The sequence below is a fragment of the Microbacterium sp. 05N427 genome (assembly GCF_056397105.1).
Genome location: NZ_JBFTMT010000014.1, coordinates 56560 through 81992, shown reverse-complemented (window position 1 = coordinate 81992; position 25433 = coordinate 56560). Strand labels below are relative to the sequence as shown.

25 protein-coding genes are annotated in these 25433 nt (G+C 71.1%); 9 read left to right on the top strand and 16 right to left on the bottom strand.

Annotated features, from left to right (window positions below; translation table 11 throughout):
- Window positions 1-91: 91 nt before the first annotated feature.
- The 5 genes from AC1DG4_RS14805 to AC1DG4_RS14785 form a co-directional block, all read right to left on the bottom strand.
- The gene (locus tag AC1DG4_RS14805; protein ID WP_477378575.1) at window positions 92-910 is read right to left on the bottom strand and encodes an HpcH/HpaI aldolase/citrate lyase family protein; all 819 of its coding nucleotides are present in this window, start codon (window positions 908-910) and stop codon (window positions 92-94) included.
- Window positions 907-1410, bottom strand: a complete 504-nt coding sequence (locus tag AC1DG4_RS14800) for a MaoC family dehydratase (RefSeq protein WP_477378577.1) — start codon at window positions 1408-1410, stop codon at window positions 907-909. Before AC1DG4_RS14800 ends, AC1DG4_RS14805 begins: the two co-directional genes overlap by 4 nt.
- Window positions 1407-3470 (bottom strand): acetyl/propionyl/methylcrotonyl-CoA carboxylase subunit alpha, encoded by a 2064-nt coding sequence (locus tag AC1DG4_RS14795; RefSeq protein WP_477378579.1) that lies wholly within the window; start codon window positions 3468-3470, stop codon window positions 1407-1409. The genes AC1DG4_RS14800 and AC1DG4_RS14795 overlap by 4 nt, the downstream gene beginning before the upstream one ends.
- Before the next feature lie 5 nt (window positions 3471-3475).
- On the bottom strand, window positions 3476-5083 hold the full coding sequence (locus AC1DG4_RS14790) for a carboxyl transferase domain-containing protein (RefSeq protein WP_477378581.1): 1608 nt from the start codon (window positions 5081-5083) through the stop codon (window positions 3476-3478).
- 219 nt (window positions 5084-5302) lie between these two features.
- On the bottom strand, window positions 5303-5860 hold the full coding sequence (locus AC1DG4_RS14785; protein WP_477378583.1) for a phosphorylase family protein: 558 nt from the start codon (window positions 5858-5860) through the stop codon (window positions 5303-5305).
- A gap of 94 nt (window positions 5861-5954) precedes the next feature.
- Between AC1DG4_RS14785 and nadE the strand changes: the two genes are divergently transcribed.
- From nadE to AC1DG4_RS14770, 3 genes are all read left to right on the top strand, one after another.
- Window positions 5955-6773 carry an ammonia-dependent NAD(+) synthetase gene (gene nadE, locus AC1DG4_RS14780; protein WP_477378585.1) on the top strand — a complete coding sequence of 273 codons (819 nt, stop codon included), beginning with the start codon at window positions 5955-5957 and terminating at the stop codon, window positions 6771-6773.
- A 241-nt stretch (window positions 6774-7014) separates the two neighbouring features.
- Entirely contained in the window at window positions 7015-10746 is a 3732-nt protein-coding gene (locus AC1DG4_RS14775) for a TM0106 family RecB-like putative nuclease (protein ID WP_477421310.1), read from the top strand.
- Window positions 10736-11503, top strand: coding sequence for a GNAT family N-acetyltransferase (locus AC1DG4_RS14770; RefSeq protein WP_477378589.1), 768 nt, complete (start codon window positions 10736-10738; stop codon window positions 11501-11503). The genes AC1DG4_RS14775 and AC1DG4_RS14770 overlap by 11 nt, the downstream gene beginning before the upstream one ends.
- A gap of 60 nt (window positions 11504-11563) precedes the next feature.
- On the opposite strand, the gene upp is transcribed toward AC1DG4_RS14770, so the two are convergent.
- The 3 genes from upp to AC1DG4_RS14755 form a co-directional block, all read right to left on the bottom strand.
- Complete coding sequence (gene upp / locus AC1DG4_RS14765; RefSeq protein WP_477378590.1) at window positions 11564-12196, bottom strand: uracil phosphoribosyltransferase; 633 nt, start codon at window positions 12194-12196, stop codon at window positions 11564-11566.
- A gap of 159 nt (window positions 12197-12355) precedes the next feature.
- Entirely contained in the window at window positions 12356-12556 is a 201-nt protein-coding gene (locus AC1DG4_RS14760; protein ID WP_477378592.1) for a DUF6186 family protein, read from the bottom strand.
- A complete protein-coding gene (locus AC1DG4_RS14755) occupies window positions 12553-13062 on the bottom strand; it encodes a hypothetical protein (RefSeq protein ID WP_477378594.1) in 510 nt (169 codons plus the stop codon). Before AC1DG4_RS14755 ends, AC1DG4_RS14760 begins: the two co-directional genes overlap by 4 nt.
- 223 nt (window positions 13063-13285) lie before the next feature.
- Here AC1DG4_RS14755 and AC1DG4_RS14750 point away from each other — a divergent pair, with 223 nt between their 5' ends.
- Window positions 13286-13753, top strand: a complete 468-nt coding sequence (locus tag AC1DG4_RS14750) for a nucleoside deaminase (protein WP_477378596.1) — start codon at window positions 13286-13288, stop codon at window positions 13751-13753.
- A gap of 58 nt (window positions 13754-13811) precedes the next feature.
- On the opposite strand, the gene AC1DG4_RS14745 is transcribed toward AC1DG4_RS14750, so the two are convergent.
- Both AC1DG4_RS14745 and AC1DG4_RS14740 read right to left on the bottom strand, forming a co-directional pair.
- Window positions 13812-14702, bottom strand: a complete 891-nt coding sequence (locus tag AC1DG4_RS14745; protein ID WP_477378597.1) for an alpha/beta hydrolase — start codon at window positions 14700-14702, stop codon at window positions 13812-13814.
- Window positions 14703-14718: 16 nt separating this feature from the next.
- Window positions 14719-15690, bottom strand: a complete 972-nt coding sequence (locus AC1DG4_RS14740) for a cation diffusion facilitator family transporter (RefSeq protein WP_477378598.1) — start codon at window positions 15688-15690, stop codon at window positions 14719-14721.
- 157 nt (window positions 15691-15847) lie between these two features.
- Between AC1DG4_RS14740 and proC the strand changes: the two genes are divergently transcribed.
- Complete coding sequence (proC, locus tag AC1DG4_RS14735) at window positions 15848-16684, top strand: pyrroline-5-carboxylate reductase (protein WP_477378600.1); 837 nt, start codon at window positions 15848-15850, stop codon at window positions 16682-16684.
- 86 nt (window positions 16685-16770) lie between these two features.
- Here the strand turns inward: proC and AC1DG4_RS14730 are convergent, their stop codons facing one another.
- From AC1DG4_RS14730 to AC1DG4_RS14715, 4 genes are all read right to left on the bottom strand, one after another.
- Window positions 16771-18363, bottom strand: coding sequence for a hypothetical protein (locus tag AC1DG4_RS14730; RefSeq protein WP_477378602.1), 1593 nt, complete (start codon window positions 18361-18363; stop codon window positions 16771-16773).
- Entirely contained in the window at window positions 18345-19133 is a 789-nt protein-coding gene (locus AC1DG4_RS14725; RefSeq protein ID WP_477378604.1) for an ABC transporter ATP-binding protein, read from the bottom strand. The genes AC1DG4_RS14730 and AC1DG4_RS14725 overlap by 19 nt, the downstream gene beginning before the upstream one ends.
- 167 nt (window positions 19134-19300) lie before the next feature.
- Window positions 19301-19972, bottom strand: coding sequence for a potassium channel family protein (locus tag AC1DG4_RS14720; protein ID WP_045272962.1), 672 nt, complete (start codon window positions 19970-19972; stop codon window positions 19301-19303).
- A 58-nt stretch (window positions 19973-20030) separates the two neighbouring features.
- Window positions 20031-21461, bottom strand: coding sequence for a TrkH family potassium uptake protein (locus AC1DG4_RS14715; RefSeq protein WP_477378606.1), 1431 nt, complete (start codon window positions 21459-21461; stop codon window positions 20031-20033).
- A gap of 76 nt (window positions 21462-21537) precedes the next feature.
- On the opposite strand from AC1DG4_RS14715, the gene AC1DG4_RS14710 reads away from it, so the two are divergent.
- Window positions 21538-21960: an ArsR/SmtB family transcription factor gene (locus AC1DG4_RS14710; RefSeq protein WP_477378608.1), complete on the top strand. Its 423-nt coding sequence runs from the start codon at window positions 21538-21540 to the stop codon at window positions 21958-21960.
- A 42-nt stretch (window positions 21961-22002) separates the two neighbouring features.
- On the opposite strand, the gene AC1DG4_RS14705 is transcribed toward AC1DG4_RS14710, so the two are convergent.
- Complete coding sequence (locus AC1DG4_RS14705; protein WP_477378610.1) at window positions 22003-22845, bottom strand: ABC transporter permease; 843 nt, start codon at window positions 22843-22845, stop codon at window positions 22003-22005.
- The gene (locus tag AC1DG4_RS14700; RefSeq protein WP_477378612.1) at window positions 22842-23738 is read right to left on the bottom strand and encodes an ATP-binding cassette domain-containing protein; all 897 of its coding nucleotides are present in this window, start codon (window positions 23736-23738) and stop codon (window positions 22842-22844) included. The genes AC1DG4_RS14705 and AC1DG4_RS14700 overlap by 4 nt, the downstream gene beginning before the upstream one ends.
- An 82-nt stretch (window positions 23739-23820) precedes the next feature.
- On the opposite strand from AC1DG4_RS14700, the gene AC1DG4_RS14695 reads away from it, so the two are divergent.
- The 3 genes from AC1DG4_RS14695 (at window position 23821) to AC1DG4_RS14685 (ending at window position 25334) form a co-directional block, all read left to right on the top strand.
- Window positions 23821-24786: a TetR/AcrR family transcriptional regulator gene (locus AC1DG4_RS14695; RefSeq protein WP_477378614.1), complete on the top strand. Its 966-nt coding sequence runs from the start codon at window positions 23821-23823 to the stop codon at window positions 24784-24786.
- A gap of 107 nt (window positions 24787-24893) precedes the next feature.
- On the top strand, window positions 24894-25088 hold the full coding sequence (locus AC1DG4_RS14690; protein ID WP_477378718.1) for a helix-turn-helix domain-containing protein: 195 nt from the start codon (window positions 24894-24896) through the stop codon (window positions 25086-25088).
- A 147-nt stretch (window positions 25089-25235) separates the two neighbouring features.
- A complete protein-coding gene (locus tag AC1DG4_RS14685; RefSeq protein WP_003792170.1) occupies window positions 25236-25334 on the top strand; it encodes a 30S ribosomal protein bS22 in 99 nt (32 codons plus the stop codon).
- Window positions 25335-25433 lie beyond the last annotated feature (99 nt).

Here is a 25433-nt window from a genome sequence, read left to right as displayed (position 1 = left end):
TGCAGGACCGGATCACGGGATCGGTCGTGCACGCGTCGCGGGGTCCTGCACGCGTCGCCTGCATCAGGTCGCAAGCGCCTGCGCCGGGCGGTCACCGCCCCAGGATCGCCCTGGCCTGGCGCAGCACCGGCTCGTCGACCATACGGCCCTCGAAACGGAACACCCCTGGCCGCTGCACGGCCTCGGCGAGCACTCGCTCGGCCCAATCGCGCTCGTCCGGCGTCGCGGCGTAGCCCTCGCGGATCACCGCGACCTGGCTCGGGTGGATGCAGGCGGTGGCGTCGAAACCGCTGGCCGCCGCGTCGAGCACCTCGGCACGCAGACCGTCGATGTCGGCGATGTCGAGGTGCACGGAGTCGATCGCGGCCTTTCCGAAGGCCTTCGCGGCCAGCAGCGCGCGGGAGCGCGCATGGCGGGCTACATCGCGATAGCGGCCCGCATGAGCGCCCGTGGTGAACCGGCTCGACCGGCCCGCCATACTCGCGACCAGGTCCTCGGCGCCCCACATGAGCCCGATGACCGAGGGGTGCGCGGCGATCTCCTCGGCGTGGACGACGCCGCGCGCGGTCTCGCACAGCGCGAGCACGTGCAGGCCCGCGGCGTGCAGCGCGTCGAGGTCGGCGGCCGATTCGGCCTTGGCGAGCATCACCGTGCGATACGCCGTGCCCGCGAGCGCGGCGAGGTCGAGCGCATGGTCGGGAGTGCTCGCCGGGTTCACCCGCACGATCGTGCGCTCCGGATCCAGCGCGGACGAGGCGACCTTCGCGCGGGCGCCGGGCTTGTCGTCCGGCGCGACGGCGTCCTCGAAGTCGATGATCACGGTGTCGGCGGCGGCGAGGGCCTTGCCGTACCGGTCGTCGCGATCCGCGGGGCAGAACAGCAGTGCGGGGCCGTGGATTCGGGCGCTCATCGGATCTCCTCCGAACGTCGGATCTCCTCGGCAGGAAGGCACTGCATGAGCGTCGACCGCGTGGCGAGCGCGACCACGGCGCCGTCCTGGTTGCGTCCGGTGTGAGCGAATTGCACGATGCCCTGCCCAGGGCGCGACGATGACAGCCGCTTGGACACGATCAGCGTCTCGGCGTAGAGGGTGTCGCCGATCCGCACCGGGGCGGGGAAGGAGACCTCGGAGAAGCCGAGGTTGGCCACGATCGTGCCCATCGTGAGCTGCGCGACCGAGAGCCCGACCAGCGTGGACAGGGTGAACATGCTGTTCACCAGGCGCTCGCCGAATTCGGTGCCGGCGCTCCAGGCGGCATCCAGGTGCAGGGCCTGGGTGTTCATGGTCAGGGTCGTGAACAGCACGTTGTCGGCCTCGGTGACCGTGCGCCCGGGGCGGTGCAGGTAGACCGCGCCCTCCTCGAACTCCTCGAAGTACAGTCCGCGCTGCTCGATGCGCTTCTCGCTCACGTCGTCTCCTGTGGTTCGCTCGGCACGTCCGGCCCCGGCTCATCGGCGTCGGGGATGATCGTGGCCAGGGTCTGCCCGCGCGCGACGGTGTCGCCCTGCGCCGTGTGCAGCGAGACGGTGCCGGAGACGCCCGCGCGCAGGACGTGCTCCATCTTCATCGCCTCGACGACGAGGACGGGATCGCCCTCCTCGACCCGGCTGCCGTCGGACGCGTGCACGAGCACGACCGTCCCCGGCATGGGGGAGTCCAGATGCGGCTGCGTCTCCGCGGCGGTCGCACCGGCGTGCGCGACGCGCTCCACGGCGACCTCGAAGACCGCACCCGCGTGCGCCACCGCGATCCGATCGGATCCGGTCGTGAGTGCCACGATCGTGCGGGTGACGCCGTCGATCGTGAGCGTGCGCCGGGAGGACTCCTCGGGGCCCCGCGTCGCCGAGACGGGCGCGGATCCGTCGACCGCGACCGACAGACCGGATCCGGATCCGGTCACGAGCACCCCGGCGCGGCGGTCGCCGCAGGCCAGCCGGTATCGGCGCGGGGCGGGGGCGCCGAGGCGCCAGCCGTCGCCCCTGGTCCACGGGCCGGTTCCGGCGAAGGCCACGGCGTCGCGGGCTTCATCCCGCAGCAGGGCCGCTTCCGCGAACACACGTGCGTCGGCCTCGGCGAACGCGAGGTCGGCGAAGCGGCGGGCGATGAGGTCGGTGTCGAGGTCGCCCGCCACGACCTCCGGGAGCTCGAGCAGCGTCCGCACGAACTCCACGTTCGTCGGGAAGCCGAACACGGCCGTCTCGTCGAGCGCGCGCACCAGGCGCCGCCGGGCCTCGTTGCGATCCGCGCCGTGCGCGATGATCTTCGCGAGCATCGGGTCGTAGTCGATCGAGACGTCCAGGCCGTCGGCGATCGCGGTGTCGACCCTGATCCCCTCGCCATGAGGGTGGATCACGCGCTGCACGCGCCCGCCCGTGGGCAGGAACCCCGACGCGGGATCCTCGGCGTAAACGCGCGCCTCGATGCTGTGCCCGCGCAGCACGACGTCGTCCTGCGTGAAGCCGAGCGGTGCTCCGGCGGCGATGAGCAGCTGCTGCTCCACGAGGTCGAGGCCGGTGACCTGCTCGGTCACGGGGTGCTCCACCTGCAGGCGCGTGTTCATCTCCATGAAGAAGAACTCGTCCGGCTTCGCGGCCTCGACGATGAACTCGACGGTGCCGGCGCCGCGGTAGTCGACGCTCCGTGCGGTCTCGCAGGCCGCAGCCCCGATCGCCCTGCGCGTGACCTCGTCGAGCAGCGGGGACGGAGCTTCCTCGATCACCTTCTGGTGCCGGCGCTGCAGCGAGCACTCGCGCTCGCCGAGGTGCACGACATGGCCGTGCGCGTCCGCGAGGATCTGCACCTCGATGTGCCGCGGGGTGGTGAGGTAGCGCTCCAGGAACAGCGCGTCGTCGCCGAAGCTCGCGGCGGCCTCGCGCCGCGCCGCGGCGATCGCATCCGCGAGGTGCGCCTCGTCCTCGACCACGTGCATGCCCTTGCCGCCACCGCCCGCCGAGGGCTTGATGAGCAGGGGATAGCCGATGCCGGGCGCTGCCGCGATGAGGTCGGCGTCGCTGAGGCCGGGGCGCGCGATCCCCGGCACCGTCGGCACGTCGCGCTCGGCGACGGCGAGCTTGGCCGTGATCTTGTCGCCCATCGTGCGGATCGCATCCGCGGTCGGCCCGATGAACACGATCCCGGCACCGGCGCATGCCTGCGCGAACGCGGCGTTCTCGGCGAGGAAGCCGTAGCCGGGGTGGATCGCCTGCGCACCCGTCGCCCGGGCGGCGGCCAGCACGGCGTCGATGTTCAGGTAGCTCTGCGCCGCGGGGGCCGGGCCGATCCGCACGGCGACGTCGGCGAGGGCGACGTGCCGGGATCCGGCGTCGGCGTCGCTGTAGACGGCGACCGAGCGTATTCCGAGCCGGCGCAGCGTCGCGATGACGCGGCAGGCGATCTCGCCGCGGTTGGCGATGAGGACGGTGTCGAACACGTCGACGGGCTCAGTGCGGTGCATGTTGTCGTGAGGCATCGTGATCACATCCGGAAGACGCCGAATCGGCGCTGGTCTGCCGCTCCGCCGGTGGCGGGCTGATCGGAGGGGGAACGCATCACGACGTCGAGCGCGAGGCCCAGCACGTCGCGGGTCTGACCTGGCTCGATGATCCCGTCGTCCCACAGCCGGGCGGTGGAGTAGTAGGGGCTGCCCTGCTCGTCGTAGGCGGCGCGGATCGGCGCCTGGAACTCGGCCTCCTCCTCGGCCGACCAGGATCCGCCCGCGGCCTCGATCTGATCACGGCGCACGGTCGACAGCACCGACGCGGCCTGCGGCCCGCCCATGACCGATACGCGGGCGCCCGGCCAGAGCCAGAGGAACCGCGGCGAATACGCCCGCCCGCACATCGAGTAGGTGCCGGCGCCGAAGGATCCGCCCACGACGACCGTGAGCTTGGGCACCGACGCGGTCGCGACGGCGTTCACCATCTTCGCGCCGTGCTTCGCGATGCCGCTCGCCTCGTACTCGCGACCGACCATGAACCCCGTGATGTTCTGCAGGAACAGCAGCGGCGTCCGGCGCTGCTCGCAGAGCTGGATGAAGTGCGCGCCCTTGAGCGCTGACTCCCCGAAGAGCACGCCGTTGTTCGCGATGATGCCGACGCGGTGGCCGTGGATGCGCGCGAACGCCGTCACCAGGGTGGTGCCGTATTCGGGCTTGAACTCGGTGAACGCGCCGCCGTCGACGATGCCGCGGATGATCTCGCGCGCGTCGTAGGGCACGGTCAGCTCGACCGGGACCGCGTCGAGCAGGTCGACGGCGGGGGGATCCGTGACCTGCCCCTCCTCGGAGTCGAGGAGCGCGGGGGAGGGAGGGAGGGTCGCCACGATGTCCCGGACGATCTGCAGCGCATGCTCGTCGTTCTCGGCGAGGTGGTCGGCGACGCCCGAGACCCGGGTGTGCACCTCGCCGCCGCCGAGGTCCTCCGCGGTGACGACCTCTCCGGTCGCCGCCTTCACGAGCGGCGGACCGCCGAGGAAGATCGTGCCCTGGTTGCGCACGATCACCGTTTCGTCGCTCATCGCCGGGACGTACGCGCCGCCGGCCGTGCTCGAGCCCATGACCGCCGCGATCTGCGGGATGCCGTCGCGCGACATCCTGGCCTGGTTGTAGAAGATCCGGCCGAAGTGGTCGCGATCGGGGAACACCTCGTCCTGCATCGGCAGGAACGCGCCGCCGGAGTCGACGAGGTAGATGCAGGGCAGTCGGTTCTCCGCCGCGATCTCCTGCGCGCGCAGGTGCTTCTTGACCGTGATCGGGTAGTAGGTGCCGCCCTTGACCGTGGCGTCGTTGGCGACGACCATGACGTGCCGCCCGTGCACGAGCCCGATCCCTGCGACCACGCCGCCCGAGGGGGCGTCGCCGCCGTACAGCCCGTAGCCGGCGAGCGGCGCGACCTCGAGGAACGGGCTGCCGGTGTCGAGCAGGTGATCCACCCTGTCCCGGGCGAGCAGCTTGCCGCGCTCGGTGTGACGGATGCGGGACCTCTCCGGCCCGCCCAGGGAGGCCTCGGCGCGGCGGACCCGCAGTTCGTCGACGAGCTCCCGGTAGGTCGGCGCTGGTGCGCTCGGCGCGGATGTCTGCGGCACGGAACCCTCCATTGGGTGGGGCCATCGGGCGACGATGGGACTCGTGATTCAGATTAGCGAGCGTTAACTGAAATGTCCACGGCCGGGTGCGAGCGGGGGTGTGCCGGGCGCGGTGACGGGCGCGTTCTCGGCGGGTGCTCGTCGCGAACTCAGTCGATCCGGGCGGCGCCGGGCTTGTTGCCGCCCGCAGCGACCCGAATCGACTGAGTTCGGAACCTGTCAGACCGCGTACTCGTCCTGGATCCGCGCGCGGAGCTGCACGCTGCAGGCGGCGACGGTCTCGTCCCACACGGCGGTGGCGCCGTCCTGAGCGGTGTCGGAGATCGCGCGCAGCACGCGGATCGGCACGTCGAACTGGTCGGCGACCCAGACGTAGGCGTAGGTCTCCATGTCGACGAGAACCCCGCCGAGGCCCCGGATCCGCTCGACGACCGCGACGTCGTCGACGAAGCTGTCGCCCGTCGCGATCACGAGACCGTCGCGGCCTGTCGCGACGCGCGGCGGCAGCGAGACGTGCTGCCCGATCACGCCGTCCAGATCCTGCACGTCGTGCTGAATCGCGGCGGTGATCTCGTAGACGCCGCCCGGGAGCTCGGGATCCACCCCGCCGGCCGTGCCGACGACGACGATCTCCTCGTACGCGGCCGCATCCAGTGCGCGAGTGAGGCCGTACGCGGCCTTGAGCTTGCCGGGGCCGGTCACGAGCCGGTCGAAACCCTCCAGCGACTCGGGGAAGGCCTGCAGTTCGGACGCGAGGGCGGCGACGAGGAGTCTCATGCCTCCATCCTCGCAGGCGTCGCCAGGCCGACGTCGGCGTTCACGCGCACGAAACGTCGCCGTTGGATACTGGTTCCACGACCGAAGGAGAAGCATGACCCTGCAGCAGGACATCGCCGCCGATCTCGGAGTGCGTCCCGACATCGATCCGGCCGCGGAGATCGACCGCCGGATCGGCTTCCTCGTCGACTACCTCCGGCGCACGGGCGCCAAAGGCTACGTGCTGGGCATCTCGGGCGGACAGGACTCGACCCTTGCCGGACGCCTCGCGCAGCTCGCCGTCGAGAAGGTGCGCGCCGAGGGAGGTGAGGCGACGTTCATCGCCGTGCGACTGCCTTACCGGGTGCAGCACGACGCCGATGACGCGACGGCCGCGATGGCGTTCATCGCCGCGGACGAGGGCGTCGAGGTCAACATCGAGCACGGTGTGGACGGCCTCGAGAACGACCTCGAGGCGGCGGGACTCGAGGACGTCGCCGACTTCCACCGCGGCAACATCAAGGCACGCCTGCGGATGGTCACGCAGTACGCGATCGCCGGACAGCGCGGCATGCTCGTGATCGGCACGGATCACGCCGCCGAGGCGGTGACCGGGTTCTTCACGAAGTTCGGCGACGGGGCGGCGGACCTCACGCCGCTCGCCGGGCTCACCAAGCGGCAGGGACGCGCACTGCTGCGGGAGCTCGGCGCGCCGGACCGCCTGGCCTACAAGGTGCCGACGGCGGACCTCCTCGACGGAACGCCGGGTCGCGCCGACGAGGACGAGCTCGGGCTCACCTACGAGCAGATCGACGACTTCCTGGAGGGGCGGCGCGTCGAGGCCGACGTCGCGGAGCGCATCGAGGCGCGCTACCTCGCCACCGCGCACAAGCGTCGCCAGCCGGTCACCCCCGACGACACGTGGTGGCGCTGAGCCGGGTCCTGTCTTCCCTGTCTTCCCCGTCTGCCCTGTCTTGACGCGCGGCGGAGGCTCGCTGCTGCCACGGATGCACGGCGTTGCCACGGATGCACGACGAATCAGCCCAATCGGTCGTGCATCCGTGATCGGATCGTGCAGGCGTCGCGCGGAGCGCCTTGGATCCGGTGATGTCGGCGGTCCCGTCTAGGGTCGAAGCGACGGCCCGTTCGGTCGCCACCCGAAGACAGGAGCCGTCGTGCGCGTGATCACCCCCTCCGGATCCGACCGGAAGCGCGTGATCTGGAGCGCCACGGATCTGAAGCTCGCGGCGGAGTGCGAATTCGCCTGGGCGCGCTCGGTCGATGCGAAGCTCGGGCGGGTCGAACCGGTCGAGGATCCGGAGGACGCCACGCTCGCCCGCGCCGCGGCGATGGGCGACGCGCACGAGCTCGTCGTGCTGGGCGACTACATCGCGGAGGACGGGCGATCGGTCGACGGAGGGCCGGGCGTGATCGAGCTGCCGAAGGTGTCCTCGACCGACGCCGAGGCGCTCGCCGGCGTCGTCGCGGACACGCTGCATGCGCTGCGATCCGAGGCGACGGTGGTGTACCAGGCCGCGTTCTCCACGCCCGAGTTCGTCGGGTTCGCCGACTTCCTGCGACGCGACTCCGACGGCCGGTGGCGCGTGCAGGACTCCAAACTCGCCCGCACGGCCCGGGTCACGGCTCTCATGCAGCTGGCGGCATACGTCGACCAGCTCGATCGGCTCGACATTCCGCGCTCCGACGAGGTGGATCTGATCCTCGGCGACCGGAGCATCTCGACGCACGCTGTGAGCGACCTGCTGCCGCTCTTCCACGTGCGACGAGCCCGCCTGCGCGCTCTCATCGCCGACCGCCGCATCGACGAGGGCGCTGCCGGTGCTCCGCTCGCCTGGGGCGATGACCGCGGTGACCTTCAGATCGTCGCGTGCGGACGCTGCGCCACCTGCGAGGTCGAGGTCGTGTCCCACCGCGACCTGCTGCTCGTCGCGCGTATGAGGCCGGTGCAGCGGGCGCGCCTCCGCGTCGCGGGGATCCAGACGATCGACGACCTCGCGGCCGCGGCTCATGCCCCGGAGGGCATGAGCGCGGACACGTTCGAGGCGCTGCGCGCGCAGGCGCGGCTGCAGCTCACCGCGATGGCCGAGGAGGCAGTCGCTGCGGCGGAGCTCGTTGCTGCTGAGGTCGGCGCGGCTGAGGTCGGGGCGGCGGGGAACAACGGGGCGGATGGCGGCGGGGAGGGGGACGGGGCGGCACATCCGGTGCCGCCGTTCGAGGTGGTCTCCGCCGCCGCGATCGGCATGATGCCGCGTCCCAGTCGCGGTGACCTGTTCTTCGATTTCGAGGGGGATCCGCTCTATACCGAGCCGGGCGAGGCCCAGCCCCAGGAGAACAAGCGATGGGGGCTCGACTACCTGTTCGGCTGGGTCGACGACGCCGAGCAGTACTCCGCGCTCTGGGCGCACGACTTCGCAGCCGAGAAGCAAGCGCTCCTCGACTTCCTCGATTTCGTCGCCGCACGCCGGGCGGCGCACCCCGACATGCACATCTACCACTACGCGCCCTACGAGACCTCGCACCTGCAGAACATGGCGGAGCGCTACGGCGTGGGCGAGGCCGAGGTCGACCGGCTGCTCCGGGAGGGTGTGTTCGTCGACCTGTACCCGCTGGTGCTGCGGACGGTGCGGATCGGATCTCGGTCGTACTCGATCAAGAAGCTCGAGCCGCTCTACATGGGCGCCGAGGTGCGCACGAGCGATGTGCAGAAGGGCGATGATTCGATCGTCCAGTACGTGCAGGCACGAGGCCTCGCCGCCTCGGGGCGCACGGCCGAGGCGGACGGGATCCTCGCCGACCTCGCGGACTACAACCGCTACGACTGCGTCTCGACCCGCCGCCTGCGCAACTGGCTCGTCGGCCTCGCGCGCGAGGCGGGCGTGCTGCCGGCCCCGCCGGACGAGCCGGAGACCCGCGCCTATGAACCAGCGCCGCTCTCGCTCGCGCTCCAGGCGGAGGGGCAGCGCGTGCAGGCGGAGGGCGGAGACGGCCAGACCTACCGCGTAGCGGCCGCCGCGATCGACTACTTCCCGCGCGAGGCGAAGAGCTTCTGGATCTCGCACTTCCAGCGCCTGCGCGAGCCCGTGACGCTGTGGGAGTCCACGCGCGACGTGCTGCGGGTGGACCCCGGCCGCTCGGCGGTCGCGCAGGACTGGGGACAGGAGGAGGGCGCCCGTGCGGTCACGCGCCTCGTCGACCTGCACGGCGAGGTCGCGCCCGGCAGCACCCTGAACGCCGGAGGCAGTCCGTTCGCGCTGTACGAGGCCCCCGCGCCGTTCTTCGGCGAGTTCCCCGCACGCGTGATCCACGTGCCGCACGAGGTCGAGGTCGTCGAGGTGCTCGACGACGGGTACCGGATCCGCGAACGCTCGATCGGCGGGCAGACCTGGGACGAGATGCCGCTCGCGCTCACCCCGGCTACGCCGCCCCGCGTGAACTCCCTGCAGGGAGCGATCGAGGAGTGGGCCGGATCCGTGCTGTCGGCGTCGCCGGAGTTCCCCCGGGATCCGGCCACCGATGTGCTGCGCAGGATCGTCCCTCGCACGGTCTCCGGCGGGCCGCTGCCCGTCATGGAGACGGGGCCGGACGGGCACCCCGGTGGCAGCGCCGATGCCGCCGACGTGATCGTGCGGGGCGTGCTCGACCTCGATCGCAGCTACCTCGCGGTGCAGGGCCCTCCCGGCACGGGCAAGACCTACACGGCCTCCCACGTGATCGCCCGACTCGTGAACGACCACGGATACCGGATCGGCGTGGTCGCGCAGTCGCATGCGATCGTGGAGAACCTGCTCGAGCGGGTGGTCGCGGCCGGAGTTCCTTCGGAGCAGGTGGCGAAGGCGCCGAAGGATCCGCACGGGTCGGAGCCCGTCTTCACCGTGATCCGCAAGGACGGGATGGCCGGGTACCTCGCCGAGCAGGGCAGCGCGGGTCGCGGCTGCGTGGTCGGCGGCACCGCCTGGGACTTCTCCAGCACCCGGCGCGTGYAGCGCGGCGAGCTCGACCTGCTCGTGATCGACGAGGCGGGGCAGTTCTCGCTCGCCTCCACGATCGCCGTCGCAGTCTCCGCGCAGCGCCTGCTGCTGCTCGGCGACCCGCAGCAGCTGCCGCAGGTCAGCCAGGGCACGCACCCCGAACCCGTGAACACCTCGGCGCTCGGCTGGGTCATGCATGAGAAGGCGGTGATCGATCCGGCGCACGGAGCCTTCCTCGCCCGCTCCTGGCGGATGCATCCAGACGTCGCGGCGCCGGTCTCGCAGCTCGCCTACGCGGGTGCGCTCGCCTCCGCGCCCGGCACGGAGCAGCGCGTGATCGACGGCGTCGAGCCGGGGCTGCACGTGCGACCGATCCGGCACCGCGGCAACGCCACGCAGTCCCCCGAGGAGGCCGCGGAGGTCGTCCGCATCGTCCGCACCCTGATCGGGCGCGAGTACACCGACGGCATGGAGAGCGCGCCGCCGCGGGCTCTCGAGCAGGCGGACGTCATCGTCGTCGCGCCGTACAACGCTCAGAAGCAGCTGATCCTCGATGCGCTCGCCGAGGCCGATCTCGGCAATGTCGCCGTGGGCACAGTAGACAACTTCCAGGGCAGGGAGGCCGTGGTCTCGATCACGTCGCTCGCCGCATCGAGCGGGCGGGACGCGCCGCGTGGACCCGAGTTCCTGCTGCTGCAGAACCGGCTCAACGTGGCGATCTCACGGGCCAAGGTCGCCGCCTACCTCGTGCACTCGCCGGCTCTGCTGGACGACCTGCCGTGGACGCCCGAGGGCGTCGCCCGGCTCAGCGCGTTCGCGCACCTCGTCGGCGCCGATCGGGATGGGGCGGATCCGTATTCCGTGGCCGGTATCACCGAGCGAGTGAGCGACGAACGGGAGCACATCCATGCACACTGAGGCGGAGATCCTGAAGGCGTCCGCGACCTGGGTCTGGTTCCCGCGCGACAGTGAGAGTGAGCGGGAGCACTTGCAACTGGTGCGGTATCCCGCGCGCTTCGGCGGCGGCGTGCGTGCCTCGGTGATCGACTCGAACCTCGACGCGGTCGGAGTCGTGGATCATGCGATCGGCCGCACCAGGGACTGGGGCGAGCGGAAGCTGGTGTTCTGGGTCGGCGCGGCTGATTCCCCGCACGTCGAGGACGAGCTGCGCCGCCGTGGCGCGGTGCACGACGACACTGTGACGGTCTTTGCGCGGGCGATTCCTGGGGATCCGATCCCTGTGCCGGAGGGGATCGCGGCCGAAACCGTGCGCACGCTCGACCAGGTACGCGATGTCGATGCGGTCAGTGTGCCGGTGTGGGTGCAGCAACCGCTCGACGAGGAGGGGCTGACAGCGCAGCTCGACGAGGTCGTCACGGACGCCGGGTCCGGGACCGGGTTCCGCGCGCTCGCCCGCATCGACGGACAGGCCGTCAGCACGGGCGGATGCACACTCGTGGACGGCTTCCTCAGGCTGTGGGGCGCGGCGACGCTTCCCGAGTTCCGGGGCCGGGGCGCCTACCGCGCGGTTCTCGCCGAGCGGCTGCGCATCGGCGGAGAGCGCGGTGCGACTACCGCGCTCGTCAAGGGCAGGGTCGAGACGTCGGCCCCGATCCTCGCGCGCTGCGGCTTCGACGCGTACGGCGAGGATCGTTCCTACGTGCTCGAGATCTAGGCCGGCACGACCTCAGCCGGGGCAGACTTCAGACCGGGGCGGACTTCAGACCGCGCCGACTCAGACCGTGCCGTACAGGCGGTCGCCGGCGTCGCCGAGGCCGGGCACGATGTAGCCCTTCTCGTTCAGGCGCTCGTCGAGTGCACCGAGGACGAGAGTGACGTTGCGGTCGCCCACGAGGCGCTCGATCGCCGCCACGCCTTCGGGCGTGCCGAGCAGGCAGATCGCGGTCACGTCGTCGGCGCCGCGGTTGAAGAGGAACTGGATCGCGGCCGCGAGGGAACCACCGGTCGCGAGCATCGGGTCGATCGCGAAGCACTGACGTCCGCTGAGATCGTCCGGCAGACGTTCCGCGTAGGTCGTCGGCTCGAAGGTCTCCTCGTCGCGGACCATGCCGAGGAATCCGACCTCGGCCGTGGGCAGCAGCTTGACGAGGCCCTCGAGCATGCCGAGACCGGCACGCAGGATCGGGACGACGATCGGCCGCGGCTCGGAGATCTTCACGCCCATGGTCGTGGTGACCGGGGTGGTGATCTCGATCGGGCTCACCCGCACGTTGCGCGTCGCCTCATAGGCGAGAAGCGTCACGAGCTCCTCGGTGAGCTGGCGGAACACCGGCGACGGGGTGCGCACATCGCGCAGCACCGACAGCTTGTGGGTGATGAGAGGGTGGTCGGCGACGTGCACACGCATAGGTACAGGCTACTTCGCCCGGCGGTGGTGCGCTGCGCGGATTCTCGGCGGAGGGAGAGCGCCGCCGGGACGCGCCGTCCGGACCGCAACCCGGAACGCGCAGCCCGGGCGTGTGCTCCGATCGTGCGCGGGCGCGCGACGCGACGGCACGCGGGAGCGTCACAGCGTCGTGCCGGCGAGGAAGTGCCAGCCCAGCCACCACCAGACGACGACCACGGCGATGCGCACGGCGCGATCATCGAGCAGCCGATCGAACAGCGCGGTGACGGTCGCGTCCGGATCCGCGTGCCGGATCCGCCACGTCGCCAGCGCGAGCAGAGTCGTGCACAGGCCGAAGTAGGCGATGCTGAGGAGCGTCATGGGCGTGGTCCTCTCCGCAGCAGGAAGATGCCGCCGGCCAGCCAGGCCGCCGTGAACAGGAGCCTGCCCGGCGCGCCGTCGAGCAGCGGGTCGACCAGGTCGCTGAGCGCGTACGAGGGCGCATCCGGGTGGATCTCCCCGAGGATGAACTGCGCGAGCTCCCACAGACAACCGGCGACCACGAGCCCGCTCCACACCCAGGCCAGCCTCCGTAGGCCGGGCGCCCATGGTCGCGGTCCTGCGGGCGTGCCGGACCACGCCAGCGCCAGGGCGGCGATCCCGATCACGGCCACCGCGGAGACCATGCCGCCGCCGTGGCGGGGGAGCACGCACACGACGAGTCCTGCGAGCGCCGCCACTGCCACGATTACCCGCAGCGTCACGCGGCGTGCGGTGACGGGTGGCGTCCACCGGGCTGCGACGACGAGCAGGGCCGCGCCGAAGAACACGACCGTGTCGAACCACTGCGCGCGCACGACCTGGACGATGCCGATCAGCAGCAGCACTGTGACCCAGCACAGGACTGGCCAGGGTAGCGCGCGTGACCGGCGGCCGGCCGCACCTGCATTCGCATCCGGTTGAGCGCCCATGACACCCCTGATCCGCATGCTACTCACGCGACGCGGGGGAACGGCACTCACGCGGCGCGGGGGGAACAGCGAGGTCCGGTCCCGCGGCCGGGGCGACGCGGAGCCGCCCTCCGGCTAGGCTCGACCGTCGGGAGGACAGGTGGACGCAGCACGACCCGTCACGGACGACACGGCGATGGATCGCGCACTCGTCCTCGCCGCCGTGGCCGCCGCCGCGGACGAGATCCCGGTCGGCGCGGTCGTGCTCGACGCCGAGGGACGGATCCTCGCGGAGGGGCGCAACAACCGCGAGGAGACGGCGGATCCGACCGGCCATGCCGAGATCGTCGCCCTGCGCGCGGCCGCCGCGGCGCAGGGATCCTGGAACCTCACCGGCTGCACCCTCGTCGTCACGATGGAGCCGTGCGTCATGTGCGCGGGGGCGATCCTGCAGTCCCGTGTGGCGCGCGTCGTGTTCGGCGCCTGGGACGACAAGGCAGGGGCCGCCGGCTCCCTCTACGACGTGCTGCGCGATCGCCGGCTGCCCTACCGCGCCGAGGTCGTCGGCGGCGTCCGCGAGGGCGAAGCCGTGGAGCAGCTGCGAGCGTTCTTCGCCGAGCGACGCTGATCCCAGCCCAGCCCAGCCCAGCCCAGCCCAGCCCCCGACCCGGCCCGGGCGCGGTCGGTCAGTCCCTGGGGCGGCGCGACGCGAGCCGGGCCAGGCGCTGCACCGCGAACAGATACGCCTGGGCTCGCGGATCGAAGTACCCGGGGTGCCGTTCGCCGTGCTCGTCGACCTCGGTCTGCGACGCGTGCCCGTCGGTCGCCTCGCCCTGCTCGCCGCCCGAGCCCGGGATGGGGCCGCCGTCGGACTCGTAGACGATCGTGCCCACGATGTCGCGGGGATCGACCGGGTGCGCGCCGAAACGACCCAGGGGAGCGGTCACGTCGCTCGAGGCCTCCGTGGCGTAGAACGAGAACGCGCGCTTCGAGATCGCCTCCTCCACCGCGTCGGCGGCCATGTGCGTCATCCCGGCCGAGGCGATCGAGAACGCCATCGAGATCGGGCCTGCGCCGTCCATGAGCACGAGCTCGCCGAACAGCGTCGACGAATACGAGTAGGCGAGCACCGCGATGCGCGCCTGTGGATGCCCGTGGCGGATGCGCACCAGATCGCCCGCCAGCCGCGCGGCCCCTACGGTCGCATGCTTGGTCGCGAGCGCCGACAGGTGGGTCCCGGAGTCGTAGCCGAACCACGCCACGGTCGCGATGCGGACGGATCCGCCGCGCAGCGCGCTGGCTCGGATCGTGTCGGCGCACAGCCGCTGTGCGATGCCGGCCCAGCCCCGGAACTCGGCGAGATCCGTGTCGATGCCGTGCAGCACGACCACGATCAGCTCGGCCGCATCGAACTCGCCGAACGACACGGCGGCGCGGGGCTCGTCGCCCTCGAAGAACAGCGAGATCAGCCGCGCCTGCGCGTCGGCGTGCAGGACGTCCTGGACGTTCTGCAGTTTCTGTCGCGCGTCCGCGGACAGTGTGGAGTCGGCGAGCGCCTCGGCGAGCGGATCGACCACGTCGGCTCCGCGCCGGTCAGTCGGCCGAACGCAGCACGAACGTGTCGGTGGGCGGGGAGGGATCCAGGGCGGGCCGGTAGATGTCGGGCTCGAGGTAGATCACCCGCGCCGCGGGCACGGCCTCGCGGATCCGGATCTCGATCGCGTCGATGTCATCCGCGGCCGCGCGCACCGTCTTGTCCGAAGTGAGCGCGATCTTCGCGGCGACGAGCAGCTCGTCGGGACCGAGGTACAGGGTCTTGATGTGGATGAGCTTCTCGACCTCGTCACCAGCCAGGATCGCGTCGACGATCCGGTCGTAGTCGGCCTCGTTCGCACCTTCGCCGACCAGCAGGCTCTTGGTCTCGATCCCCAGCACGACCGCGATGAGCACGAGGAGCAGACCGATCATGAGCGTGCCGAGGGCATCGAACACCGGGTTGTGGGTGATCAGGGTGAGGCCGACACCGAGGAGTGCGAAGAGGAGGCCGGCGAGAGCCCCGGTGTCCTCCAGCAGCACGACGGGGAGCTCTGGCGCCTTGGCGCGACGGATGAACGACACCCACGACTGCCCCTTGGGGCGCACGTGGTTGCTCTCCTTGATCGCGGTCCGCAGCGAGAACGACTCCAGCGCGATCGAGATCAGGAGCACCGCGAGCGGCAGCCACCACCAGGTCCTGTCGAGTTCGTGCGGCTCGATGAGCTTCTGCACGCCCTCGTAGATCGCGAACAGGCCGCCGACGGAGAACAGGATGATCGACACGACGAACGCGTAGACGAAGCGCTCGCGGCCGTAGCCGAAGGGATGCTCGCGATCCGCGCGGCGCTGGGCCTTGCGGCCGCCGAGCATGAGCAGCAGCTGATTTCCGGAGTCGGCGATCGAGTGGATCGCCTCGGCGAGCATCGAGGCGGATCCGGAGAGCAGCCAGGCCACGAGCTTCGCGAGCGCGATGCCCAGGTTCGCGAGGAACGCCGCCAGGATCGCCTTGCCGCCACCGGATGCACTCATGCCACGAGTCTATGTCGGCCGACGGCGCTCATGACGGCCCCGGCGCCGCTCAGGACGGCATGACGGCCCCGACGACGCTCAGCACGGCCCCGATCGCGGCGCGCACGGTCAGCGCAGGATCCGAGCGCGTCACGAGGCCTGCTCGTAGGATGGCCGCATGGTCGATGCACTCCCCTCTGTCGCGTTCCTCGGTGCCGGTTCGATGGGAGGCGCGATCCTGCGCGGCCTGGTCGCGAGCGCGATCCCGGTCGACGGCGGCATCACCGCCACCAATCGCACGGCGGCGCGCGCCGCCGAACTCGAGGGCCTGTCCGGCGTGCGCTCGATCGCGCTCGAGCAGCAGCCCGACGGCAACGACGTGGCGGCCGGCGCACGCATCGTCGTCGTCGGCGTGAAGCCGGCGATGGTGCCGGATCTGCTCGACGAGATCGCCCCGCATCTGCGCGAGGACGCGATCGTCGTGAGCATCGCGGCGGGCGTCACCCTCGCCACCTTCGCCGCGCACCTCCCTGCGGGCACGAGCGTGCTCCGGTCCATGCCGAACACGCCCGCGACCGTGGGGCGTGCCGTCACCGGGCTCGCCGCGGCCGCCGACGTCACCGACGAGGAGCGCGCGCTCGTGCGCCGGCTGTTCGAGACGGTCGGATCCGTGATCGAGGTCGCGGAGGAGCAGATCGATCCGCTCTCCACGATCTCCGGATCCGGTCCCGCCTACGTCTTCCTGCTCATCGAGGAGTTCACCAAGGCCGCGATGGGCAAGGGGTTCGCCGAGCCGGAGGCGCGTCTCATGGCCGAGCAGACCTTCATCGGCGCGACCGCGCTGCTGGAGGCGTCGGGCGAGGACCCGGCCGAGCTGCGCCGCCGTGTGACGAGCCCCAAGGGCACCACCGAGCGCGCGGTCGCCGTGCTGCAGGAAGCGGACCTGGACGGCCTGTTCGCCCGGGCCACCGACGCCGCGCTCGCTCGGGCGCGCGAACTCGCCGCCGGGGCCTGAGCCGCGAGAAACCAGATCCCGCATGAGACCTCCCCGCAGAACGTGGGTCTCGTGCGGAAAGTGGTTTCTCGCGGGGGCGAAACGGGTCACGCCTCGCTGGCGACCTCGGCGAGCACCTCGGGCCAGCGCCGCTCCAGGATCCGTCCGCCCAGCGCCGCACCGCCCCACACGGCGAGCCCGCCGCACAGAACGCCGAACGCGAGGCTCAGCCAGCCGAGCCACGGCGTCCAGATCGCGGCGATCGCGAGGCCGAACGCGGGCCCTCCGATCACGAGGCTCAGCGGTGTGATGATCATCATCGCGACCATCGACTGCACGCCGCCGGAGGATCCGCGACCGAACGGATTCGCCTCCGGAGCGGGCGCGCGGCCGGGCAGGAACGCACCCACCCAGACCCCGAGGCCGGCTGCCGCCGCACTCAGGCCCAAGGCCGCGCCGAGGCTGGCCGGGAGGAGGTCGATCCGCCCCGCGAGCACGCTCGCCGCGACGCACAACACGATCGTCACGGGCACCGCGATGATCCCGAATCCGAGCAGACGGCCGGCGCGGTCGGCCCTTCCCGGCACCCCTGTGTGGATGTGCAGGGCGATCGCGTCGTTGTCGTAGGCGATGCCCAGCTGCAGGATCGTGCCGACCAGCAGCGCGTTGATCGCCGGAATGAGGCTCGCGGCAGGGCCCAGCGCGAACGAGCCGTCCCCGCGTCCGTTCATCAGGGTGAGCCCGATCAGCAGTGCGGGCAGCAGCACCATCATCACGGTGTTGATCACCTGCCGAGGGTCGCGCGTGGCGTAGCGCAGCGTGCGGGCGGCGATCGCCCCGACCGGGGTGGCGGGGAGAGCGCGATCGAGCAGTCCGCCCGAGCGCACGCGTCCGCCGCCGCGGCTCTGGATCGGCGCGACCAGGCGTGCGGCGAGCAGCCCTCGCGCGGCGAACCACAGGGCCGCCGCCGTCGCGAGCGCGATGAGCAGACGCAGTCCCGCCGCGAGCAGATCGCCCTGGGCGAGCGCTGCAGGGACGCCGAACACGGCGCCGAGCGGCGTCCATCCGGCGGCGTCGGCGATCGCCGGCAGGACCGCCGTGGGATCCGAGAGCCGCGCGAACGCGCGTACGAGCACGTTGATCAGCAGGCCGGAGCAGGCGACGAGCAGCACGCCGAGCGTGATCACCAGGTCGCGCGTGCGTCGTCCGGCCAGCCACCCGGCGAGCACGCCGCTGACCACCCGGGCGCCGAGCACGCACGTCGCGAGCGCGAGCGGGATCAGGACCACGGCGGCCACGAGCGCGAGCGGACTCACCGACCACCCCACGAGCATGAGCAGCAGCGCCACGGTCGTGCCGATGCCGCCGATCGTGGTGGCGCCCGCGACGACCAGCCCCGGCAGCATCGCTCGTGCGGTGACAGGCAGCAGGGCGAAGCGCTCAGGGGCGAGCGAGTCGTCGACGCTCACCACGATCGAGCCGGCCCACCACACCAGCACCATGCCGGCGCCGACCAGCACCAGCGTGCGCACGGCCGCGTCGGGCGCGGCGATCCGCAGCGCCACGAGGCCGGCGGCCAGGGCGGTCAGCAGGCCGAGGGCGATCATCCCCGAGATGATCAGGGACACGATCATCCACGGGTTGCGTCCGAGCTGGTGGCCGAGCTGGCGCCAGCGCAGGCTTACGAGGAGCGCAACCATGCGAGCGTCTCCGATCCGAGCTCGTGCGCGCCGACCAGGGACAGGAAGCGCTGCTGCAGAGTCTCGCCCGCACGCACCTCGTCGAGGGTGCCGTTCGCGAGAAGGCGCCCCTCGGCGACGATCGCGACGCGGTCGCAGAGAGACTCGACGAGCTCCATGACGTGGCTGGACAGCACGACGGTGCCGCCGCCGGAGACGAACGCCCGCAGGATCTGCCGGATCGTTTCGCCGGAGACGGGATCCACGGCCTCGAGCGGCTCGTCCAGGATGAGCAGGCGCGGCGCGTGGATGAGCGCGCACGCGAGGCCGATCTTCTTGCGCATGCCCGCGGAGTAGTCCACCACCAGCGTGCTGCCGGCGTCGGCGAGGCCCAGCGCCTCGAGCAGCTCGCCGGAGCGGCCGACGACCTCGGCCTCCGTCATGCCGCGCAGCAGCCCGGTGTACCGCAGCAGCTCGGCGCCGGTGAGGCGGTCGAGCATGCGCACGCCGTCCGGCAGCACGCCCATGCGGCCCTTCGCCGCGGCCGGATCCTGCCACACGTCCGCGCCGAGCACCCGGGCGGTGCCGGCGTCGGGGCGCAGCAGGCCCGTGGTCATCGCGAGGGTCGTGGTCTTGCCTGCGCCGTTGGGGCCGAGCAGGCCGAGCATGGATCCGGCGGGGACGTCGAGCCAGAGGTCGTCAACGGCGACCTTCTGCCCGAACTGCTTGCGAAGGCCCTGAAGGGAGAGCACCGGCGGCGCGGCCGCGAAGGGCGCTGTGAGGTCGGTCATGCCTCCATCCGACCACGCCCCGCCACGGCACGCATCCCTCGCGAGGCGGATATCCCCACCCCCGCCCCCGCCCCGCGCCGATGCGAGAAACCACTTTCAGCATGAGACCTACCCGCAGAAGGCGGGTCTCATGCGGGATCTGGTTTCTCGCGAGGGGATCCCGACGGTCAGCGATCCAGCGAGGAGAACCGCTCGATGTCGCTGTTCGTGCCCGACACGATGATGAGGTCGTGGTTCGTGACCACGGTGTCGGCCTCGGCGTAGCGGAACGGCTTGCCGGGGCTCTTCACTCCCACCACCGTCACGTTGTACTTGCTGCGCACCCCGGACTGGTTCAGGCCCACGCCGCGGATGAACTTCGGCGGGTACATCTTGGCCAGCACGAAGTCGTCGTCGAAGCGGATGAAGTCCAGCATGCGGCCGCTCACGAGGTGCGCGACCCGCTCGCCGGCTTCGCGCTCGGGGTAGACCACGTGGTTCGCGCCCACCCTGGCGAGGATCTTGCCGTGCGACTGGGATACGGCCTTCGCCCAGATCTGCGGCACCTTGAGGTCGACCAGGTTCGCCGTGATGAGCACCGACGCCTCGATCGAGGAACCCACCGCGACGACGGCGACCTGGAAGTCCTGCGCGCCGATCTGGCGCAGCGCGTCGATGTTACGGGTGTCGGCCTGGGCGGCGTGCGTGACCCGCTCCGACCACTTCTGCACCAGCTCGAGGTTGGTGTCGATCGCGAGCACCTCGCGGTCGAGGCGGTCCAGTTCTCCGGCGCAGGCGGCGCCGAAGCGGCCCAGCCCGATCACGAGCACCGGGGCGTCGTTGCGCAGCACTTCAACCATGCCGCCCACTTTACTGTCCGTCGCGGAGACCGCCCGGTCAGCCGCGACCGCGGCCCGGTCAGCCGACGATCGGCCGCTCGACCGGGAGCGAGTACAACTGGGTGCGGGACGTCGCGGCCACGGCCGCGGCGAGCGTGACCGTGCCGACGCGCCCCATGAAGATCGTGGCGGCGAGGATGTAGGTCGCCGTGTCGGGAAGCCTCTCCGTGACGCCGGTCGAGAGACCGACGGTGCCGAAGGCCGAGACCACGTCGAAGAGCACCTCGTCCACGGAGAACTTCGTGAGCTGGCTGATCGCGATCGTGGAGAGCGCGACGGTGGTGGCGCCCCAGGCGACGACGCTGAGCGCGACGCGCTGCACGTCCGAGGGGATCCGGCGGCCGAACGCCTGCACGGACGGGCGTCCCTTGGCTTCGCTGATCACGGCGAGGGCGAGCACGGCGAGTGTGGTGACCTTGATGCCGCCGGCTGTGGACGCGGAGCCGCCGCCCACGAACATGAGCATGGACGCGGCGAGCATCGAGGATCCGTTGAGATCTCCCATGTTCACGACGCTGAAGCCGCCGGAGCGCGTCATGGCGGACAGGAAGAACGCCTGGAAGGTCGTGTCTCCGGCGTCCATGGATCCGAAGGTCTTCGGATTGTCGAACTCGAGCAGGAGGAACACGGCGGCGCCGACCACGAACAGCACGATCGTGGTGAGCACGGTCAGCTTGGCGTGCAGCGACCAGCGGCGCACATGCCAGCGCTGCCGGGCGAGCGTGTAGATGACGGGGAAGCCGAGGCTCCCCAGGAACACGCCCAGCATGAGCACGCTGAGCACGTAGTAGTTCTGCGCGAACGGCGCGAGGCCCCCGGGATTCGGGGTGAACCCGGTGTTCGTGAACGCCATGGCCGCGTAGAACGGGGCCTCCCACAGGGCGGTGACGGGATCCACCCCTGCCGTCAGCAGTGCCGGGTAGAGCAGCACGATGAGACCCGCCTCGATCGCGAACGCCGAGATCGCCACCGTGCGCAGCAGGGATCCGACCTCGCCGAGCCGCACGGTCTGGCTCTCGTTCACGGGGCCGCCGTGTGCGCGCATCGGGTTGGTGTCGCCCGCGGCGATGAGCTTGGCGCGAAGCCCCAGCCGCTTCGAGATCGCGAGGCCCATCACGCTCGCGAGGGTCAGCACGCCGAGGCCGCCGATGTTCACGCCGACGAAGACCACGCCGAGGCCGAAGCCCGACCAGTGCGTCGCCATGTCGACCGTCGACAGCCCTGTGACGCAGATCGTGGAGACGGCCGTGAACAGCGCATCGGCGAGTGGCGTCACCGTGCGGTCGGCGCTGGCGATCGGCAGCGACAGGAGCGCCGTCGTGATCAGGATGAGCGCCGAGAACACCACGATCGCGAATCGCGAAGGGGAGGAGGTGGTCAGGGTCTTGCCCAGACGGACGGTCCTTCTGACGACTTCCGAGAAGGATCGAGGGGCAGTGGTGCGCGCCATGGTCGAGCCCCTCCGATCCTCCGTCCGCCAAGCCTTCGTCATGGTACTCCGCCTCCGGCGCGGCTACTGTGAAGGCATGACCGACATCTTCGACGTGATCGCCGACGGCACGAGACGGGACATCCTTCAGCTCCTGCGCCAGCGGTCCGAAGACGGGGATGCCGGCACGAGCGTGACGCAGATCGTCAGCGAACTCGGGATCAGCCAGCCCACCGTCTCGAAGCACCTGAAGGTGCTGCGCGAGGCCGACCTGGTCACGGTCCGCGAAGACGGCCAGCGCCGGTTCTACAGCATCGAGGCGGCTCCCCTGGAACAGGTCGACGACTGGCTCGTCCCGTTCCTCGCCGACGCCTACGGGGACTCCGCCCCGGACATCTCGGGCCTCATCGGGGTTCCGCCGCTTCCCGACGGCGCCGCGCACGCCGCCGAGGTCGTGGGCCGCGCCGCCGCGAGCGCCAAGCACGTGGTGCAGACGGCGCTCAAGCGCCTCGGGGCCTGAACGCCGCCTGCACGCACATCCCGGTGGGCAGCCGGATCCGGCTCAGCGTCGCGCCCGGCCGAAGAGCCAGCGGCCCCACAGCACCGAGATCGCGAGGATGACCGCGCACCAGCCCAGCGCCCAGAACGGCTGAGCGTGCAGGGGCGTGCCCATGAGCAGGCCGCGGATCGTCTCGATGATCGGCGTGATGGGCTGGTTCTCGGCCACCCGCTGCAGCCAGGTCGGCATCGTGTGCACGGGAACGAAAGCGCTGGACAGGTAGGGCACGAACATGAGGATGAACCCGTACCCCGCCGCCGCCTCCGGGCTGCCTGCGGCGAGGCCGATCGCGGCGTAGAGGTACGTGATCACGAGGATGTAGACGGCGATCACGCCGAAAGCGGCCAGCCATTGCGCCGGGCCGGCGCTCGGACGGAAGCCGAGCAGCAGCGCGACGCCGAACACGACGGCGGTGGACACCAGGTTGCGTGCGAGGCTCGCGACGACGTGTCCGGTGAGCACGGATCCCGGTCGCAGCGGCATCGTGCGGATGCGGTCGATGATCCCGGTGGACATGTCGCGGGAGACGTACGTCGCGGTCGACGCGGCGCCGAAGCCGGCGCAGAGCAGGATGATCCCCGGCACGACGTAGTCGACGTAGCTGCCGTCGTCCTCGATCGCGCCGCCGAACACGAAGGTGAACAGCAGCATGAGCGTGACCGGCAGCATGATCGACATCGACAGGGTCTCGCCGTCGCGCAGGGACAGGATGAGGCTGCGGCGGACGAACACGCGTTCGGCGGCGAAACCGCGCAGACGCGGGCGGATCCCGGACAGGGGCGACGGGATCGGCGCGAGCGCGCCCCGGGTGGCGGAGGGCGCAGCGGCGGAGGACAGGGCGGTCATGCGAACTCCCGGAGGGTCGTGCGATCGGCGTCGCCGGTCGCGGTGAGGGTGAGGAAGACGTCGTCGAGCGTGGGCTGGCGCAGCTGCACGCGCGCCGCCGGATGCGCGGCTTCGAGCTCGTCCAGCGCGCGCCGGATGCCGTCGATCGAGCCGTCCGTCGCGACCTCCGCGAGGGAGGATCCGTCTGCGCCCTCGGCGACCAGCACGTCGCTGCCGAACTGCGCCTTGAGCGCGGCCGCGGTTCCGGTGCGGACGATGCGGCCCTCGTGCAGCACCGCGATGCGATCCGCGAGCTGATCGGCCTCCTCCAGGTACTGGGTGGTGAGGAAGACCGTGGTGCCCGCGTCGGCGAGGCCCCGGATGACCGCCCAGAGGTCCAGGCGGCTGCGGGGATCCACGCCCGTCGTCGGCTCGTCGAGGAAGAGCACCTGCGGCGTGACGACGAAGCTCAGGGCGAGGTCGAGACGGCGGCGCATGCCGCCGGAGTAGGTCTTGACCTTGCGCCCCGCCGCATCGGCGAGCGCGAACTGCGCGAGCAGCTCGTCCGCACGGCGGCGGGCGGCACGCGGGGAGAGGCCGGAGAGCCGGCTGAGCATCACCAGGTTCTCCACCCCGGTGAGCGCGTCGTCGACCGCGGCGGACTGTCCGGTGAGCGAGATCCGCTGCCGCACGCCCTCGGGATCGCGGCGCACGTCGCATCCGGCGACGACCGCGGTGCCGGCGTCGGCACGGGTGAGGGTGGTGAGGATCGAGATGGTGGTGGTCTTGCCGGCGCCGTTGGATCCGAGCAGGGCGACGATCTCGCCCTGCTCGGCCCTGAGATCGACGCCGCGCAGGACGGGGGTGCCGCGGTACTGCTTGGTGAGTCCTGCGACTTCGATGGCCGTGGTCATCGCCGTTCCTTTCTGTGTATGGATGAAACTGTTTATGACCGTAACACACTGTTTACAACATAAACAGTCTTATCCTGGAGTCATGACCGAAGAGCCGGATCCGATCGACCTGCCCGACCTGCCGCGCGGCATCGCGCTGGCCTGGGGCATGGCGGCCAGTCCTCAGCGCGGGCCGAAGCGCGAGATGAGCGTGGAGCGCATCGTCGAGGCCGCCGTCGATCTCGCCGATCGCGAGGGCCTCGGCGCCGTGTCGATGGCGGCTGTGGCCAAGGCGCTGGGCTTCACTCCGATGTCGCTCTACCGCTACGTCACAGCGAAGGACGACCTGCTGCTGCTCATGCAGGAGGAGGCGACGGGGCTGCCCCCGCTCCCCGAAGGAGCGGCGGGAGGATGGCGGAGCGAGGCGGAGCGGCTCTATCGTGCGCACGTCGACGTCTACCTGCGTCATCCCTGGCTGCTCAGCCTCCCCATCAACGGCACGCCGGCGACACCGAGCACGGCGGCGTGGATGGACGCCTACCTCGCGGCATTCGCCGGCACCGCCCTCGATTCCGACGACCAGATGGCCGCGATGCTCGCGATCATGGGGCAGGCGCGCTGGTTCGGCACCGTCGCCGCCGGGTACGCCGATGCCGCGCGGGCCGACGGGCTCACGGTCGCCCAGGTGGGCGAGCGCGAGTCCGCCCTGTTCTCCGCGCTCATCGACGGCGACGCCTACCCGTACACCCGTGCGGCGCTCGACGCCGGAGCGATGGACGGCGATCGGGATCCGATGCTGTTCGGCATCGTGCGGCTGCTCGACGGGATCGGCGTCTATGTCGATCGCGCCGCCGCGGGCGCCCTGCACGGCGACCCGCTCCCGCCCGCCGTCGTGCCCGATGCTCCCGCGCTCGCCGCAGACAAGCGGGTGCGCGCCGCGGCGAAGAGCGTGCGCGAGGCGGAGAAGGCGCTGCGCGACGCGGAGAAGGCACTGCGTGCGGCGCAGAAGAACGAGCGCCAGGTGCGCAAGGATGCGGCGGAGCGCATTGCGCGATCCGCCGCGGTCTGAGCATCCTCTGTCACAGCAACCACATGGGTTTACACGTGTCGCCAGCAGCCCCTACAGTTATCGCAACCGACGCGCAAGTCGCGCGACGGAGAGGGGGGTAGATGGGGATGCCCGAACAGCTGCCGGACGTGAAGTTCCTGACCGTCGCCGAAGTGGCGGCGATCATGCGCGTGTCCAAGATGACCGTGTACCGGTTGGTGCATGCGGGGGAACTGCCCGCGATCCGGTTCGGCCGCAGTTATCGCGTGCCGGAATCCGCGGTCACGGCCGTGCTGCACAAGCCGATCGCCGACGCGGGCTGAGCGCCGTGCGGCCGGCGCGGGGCGCCGGATCTCACGCGCGTCGGCGCCGGCGGTACCGTGCGCTAGACTGTTGCGAGGCATTTTCCGTGCCCCGATCCCGGGCGCCGTCCGCGTGCGACGCCCAGCCCCTGACTTAGTGAGGTTTCCGTGGGTTCTGTCATCAAGAAGCGCCGCAAGCGCATGGCGAAGAAGAAGCACCGCAAGCTGCTTCGCAAGACTCGCCACCAGCGCCGCAACAAGAAGTAAGCGGCCGCGCCGAGCGCGCAAGTCACTGAGCGCCCCCGATCTTTCGATCGCCGGGGCGCTTCGTGCATTCTCGGGACGCTCGGCATTTCCGATGCGCTT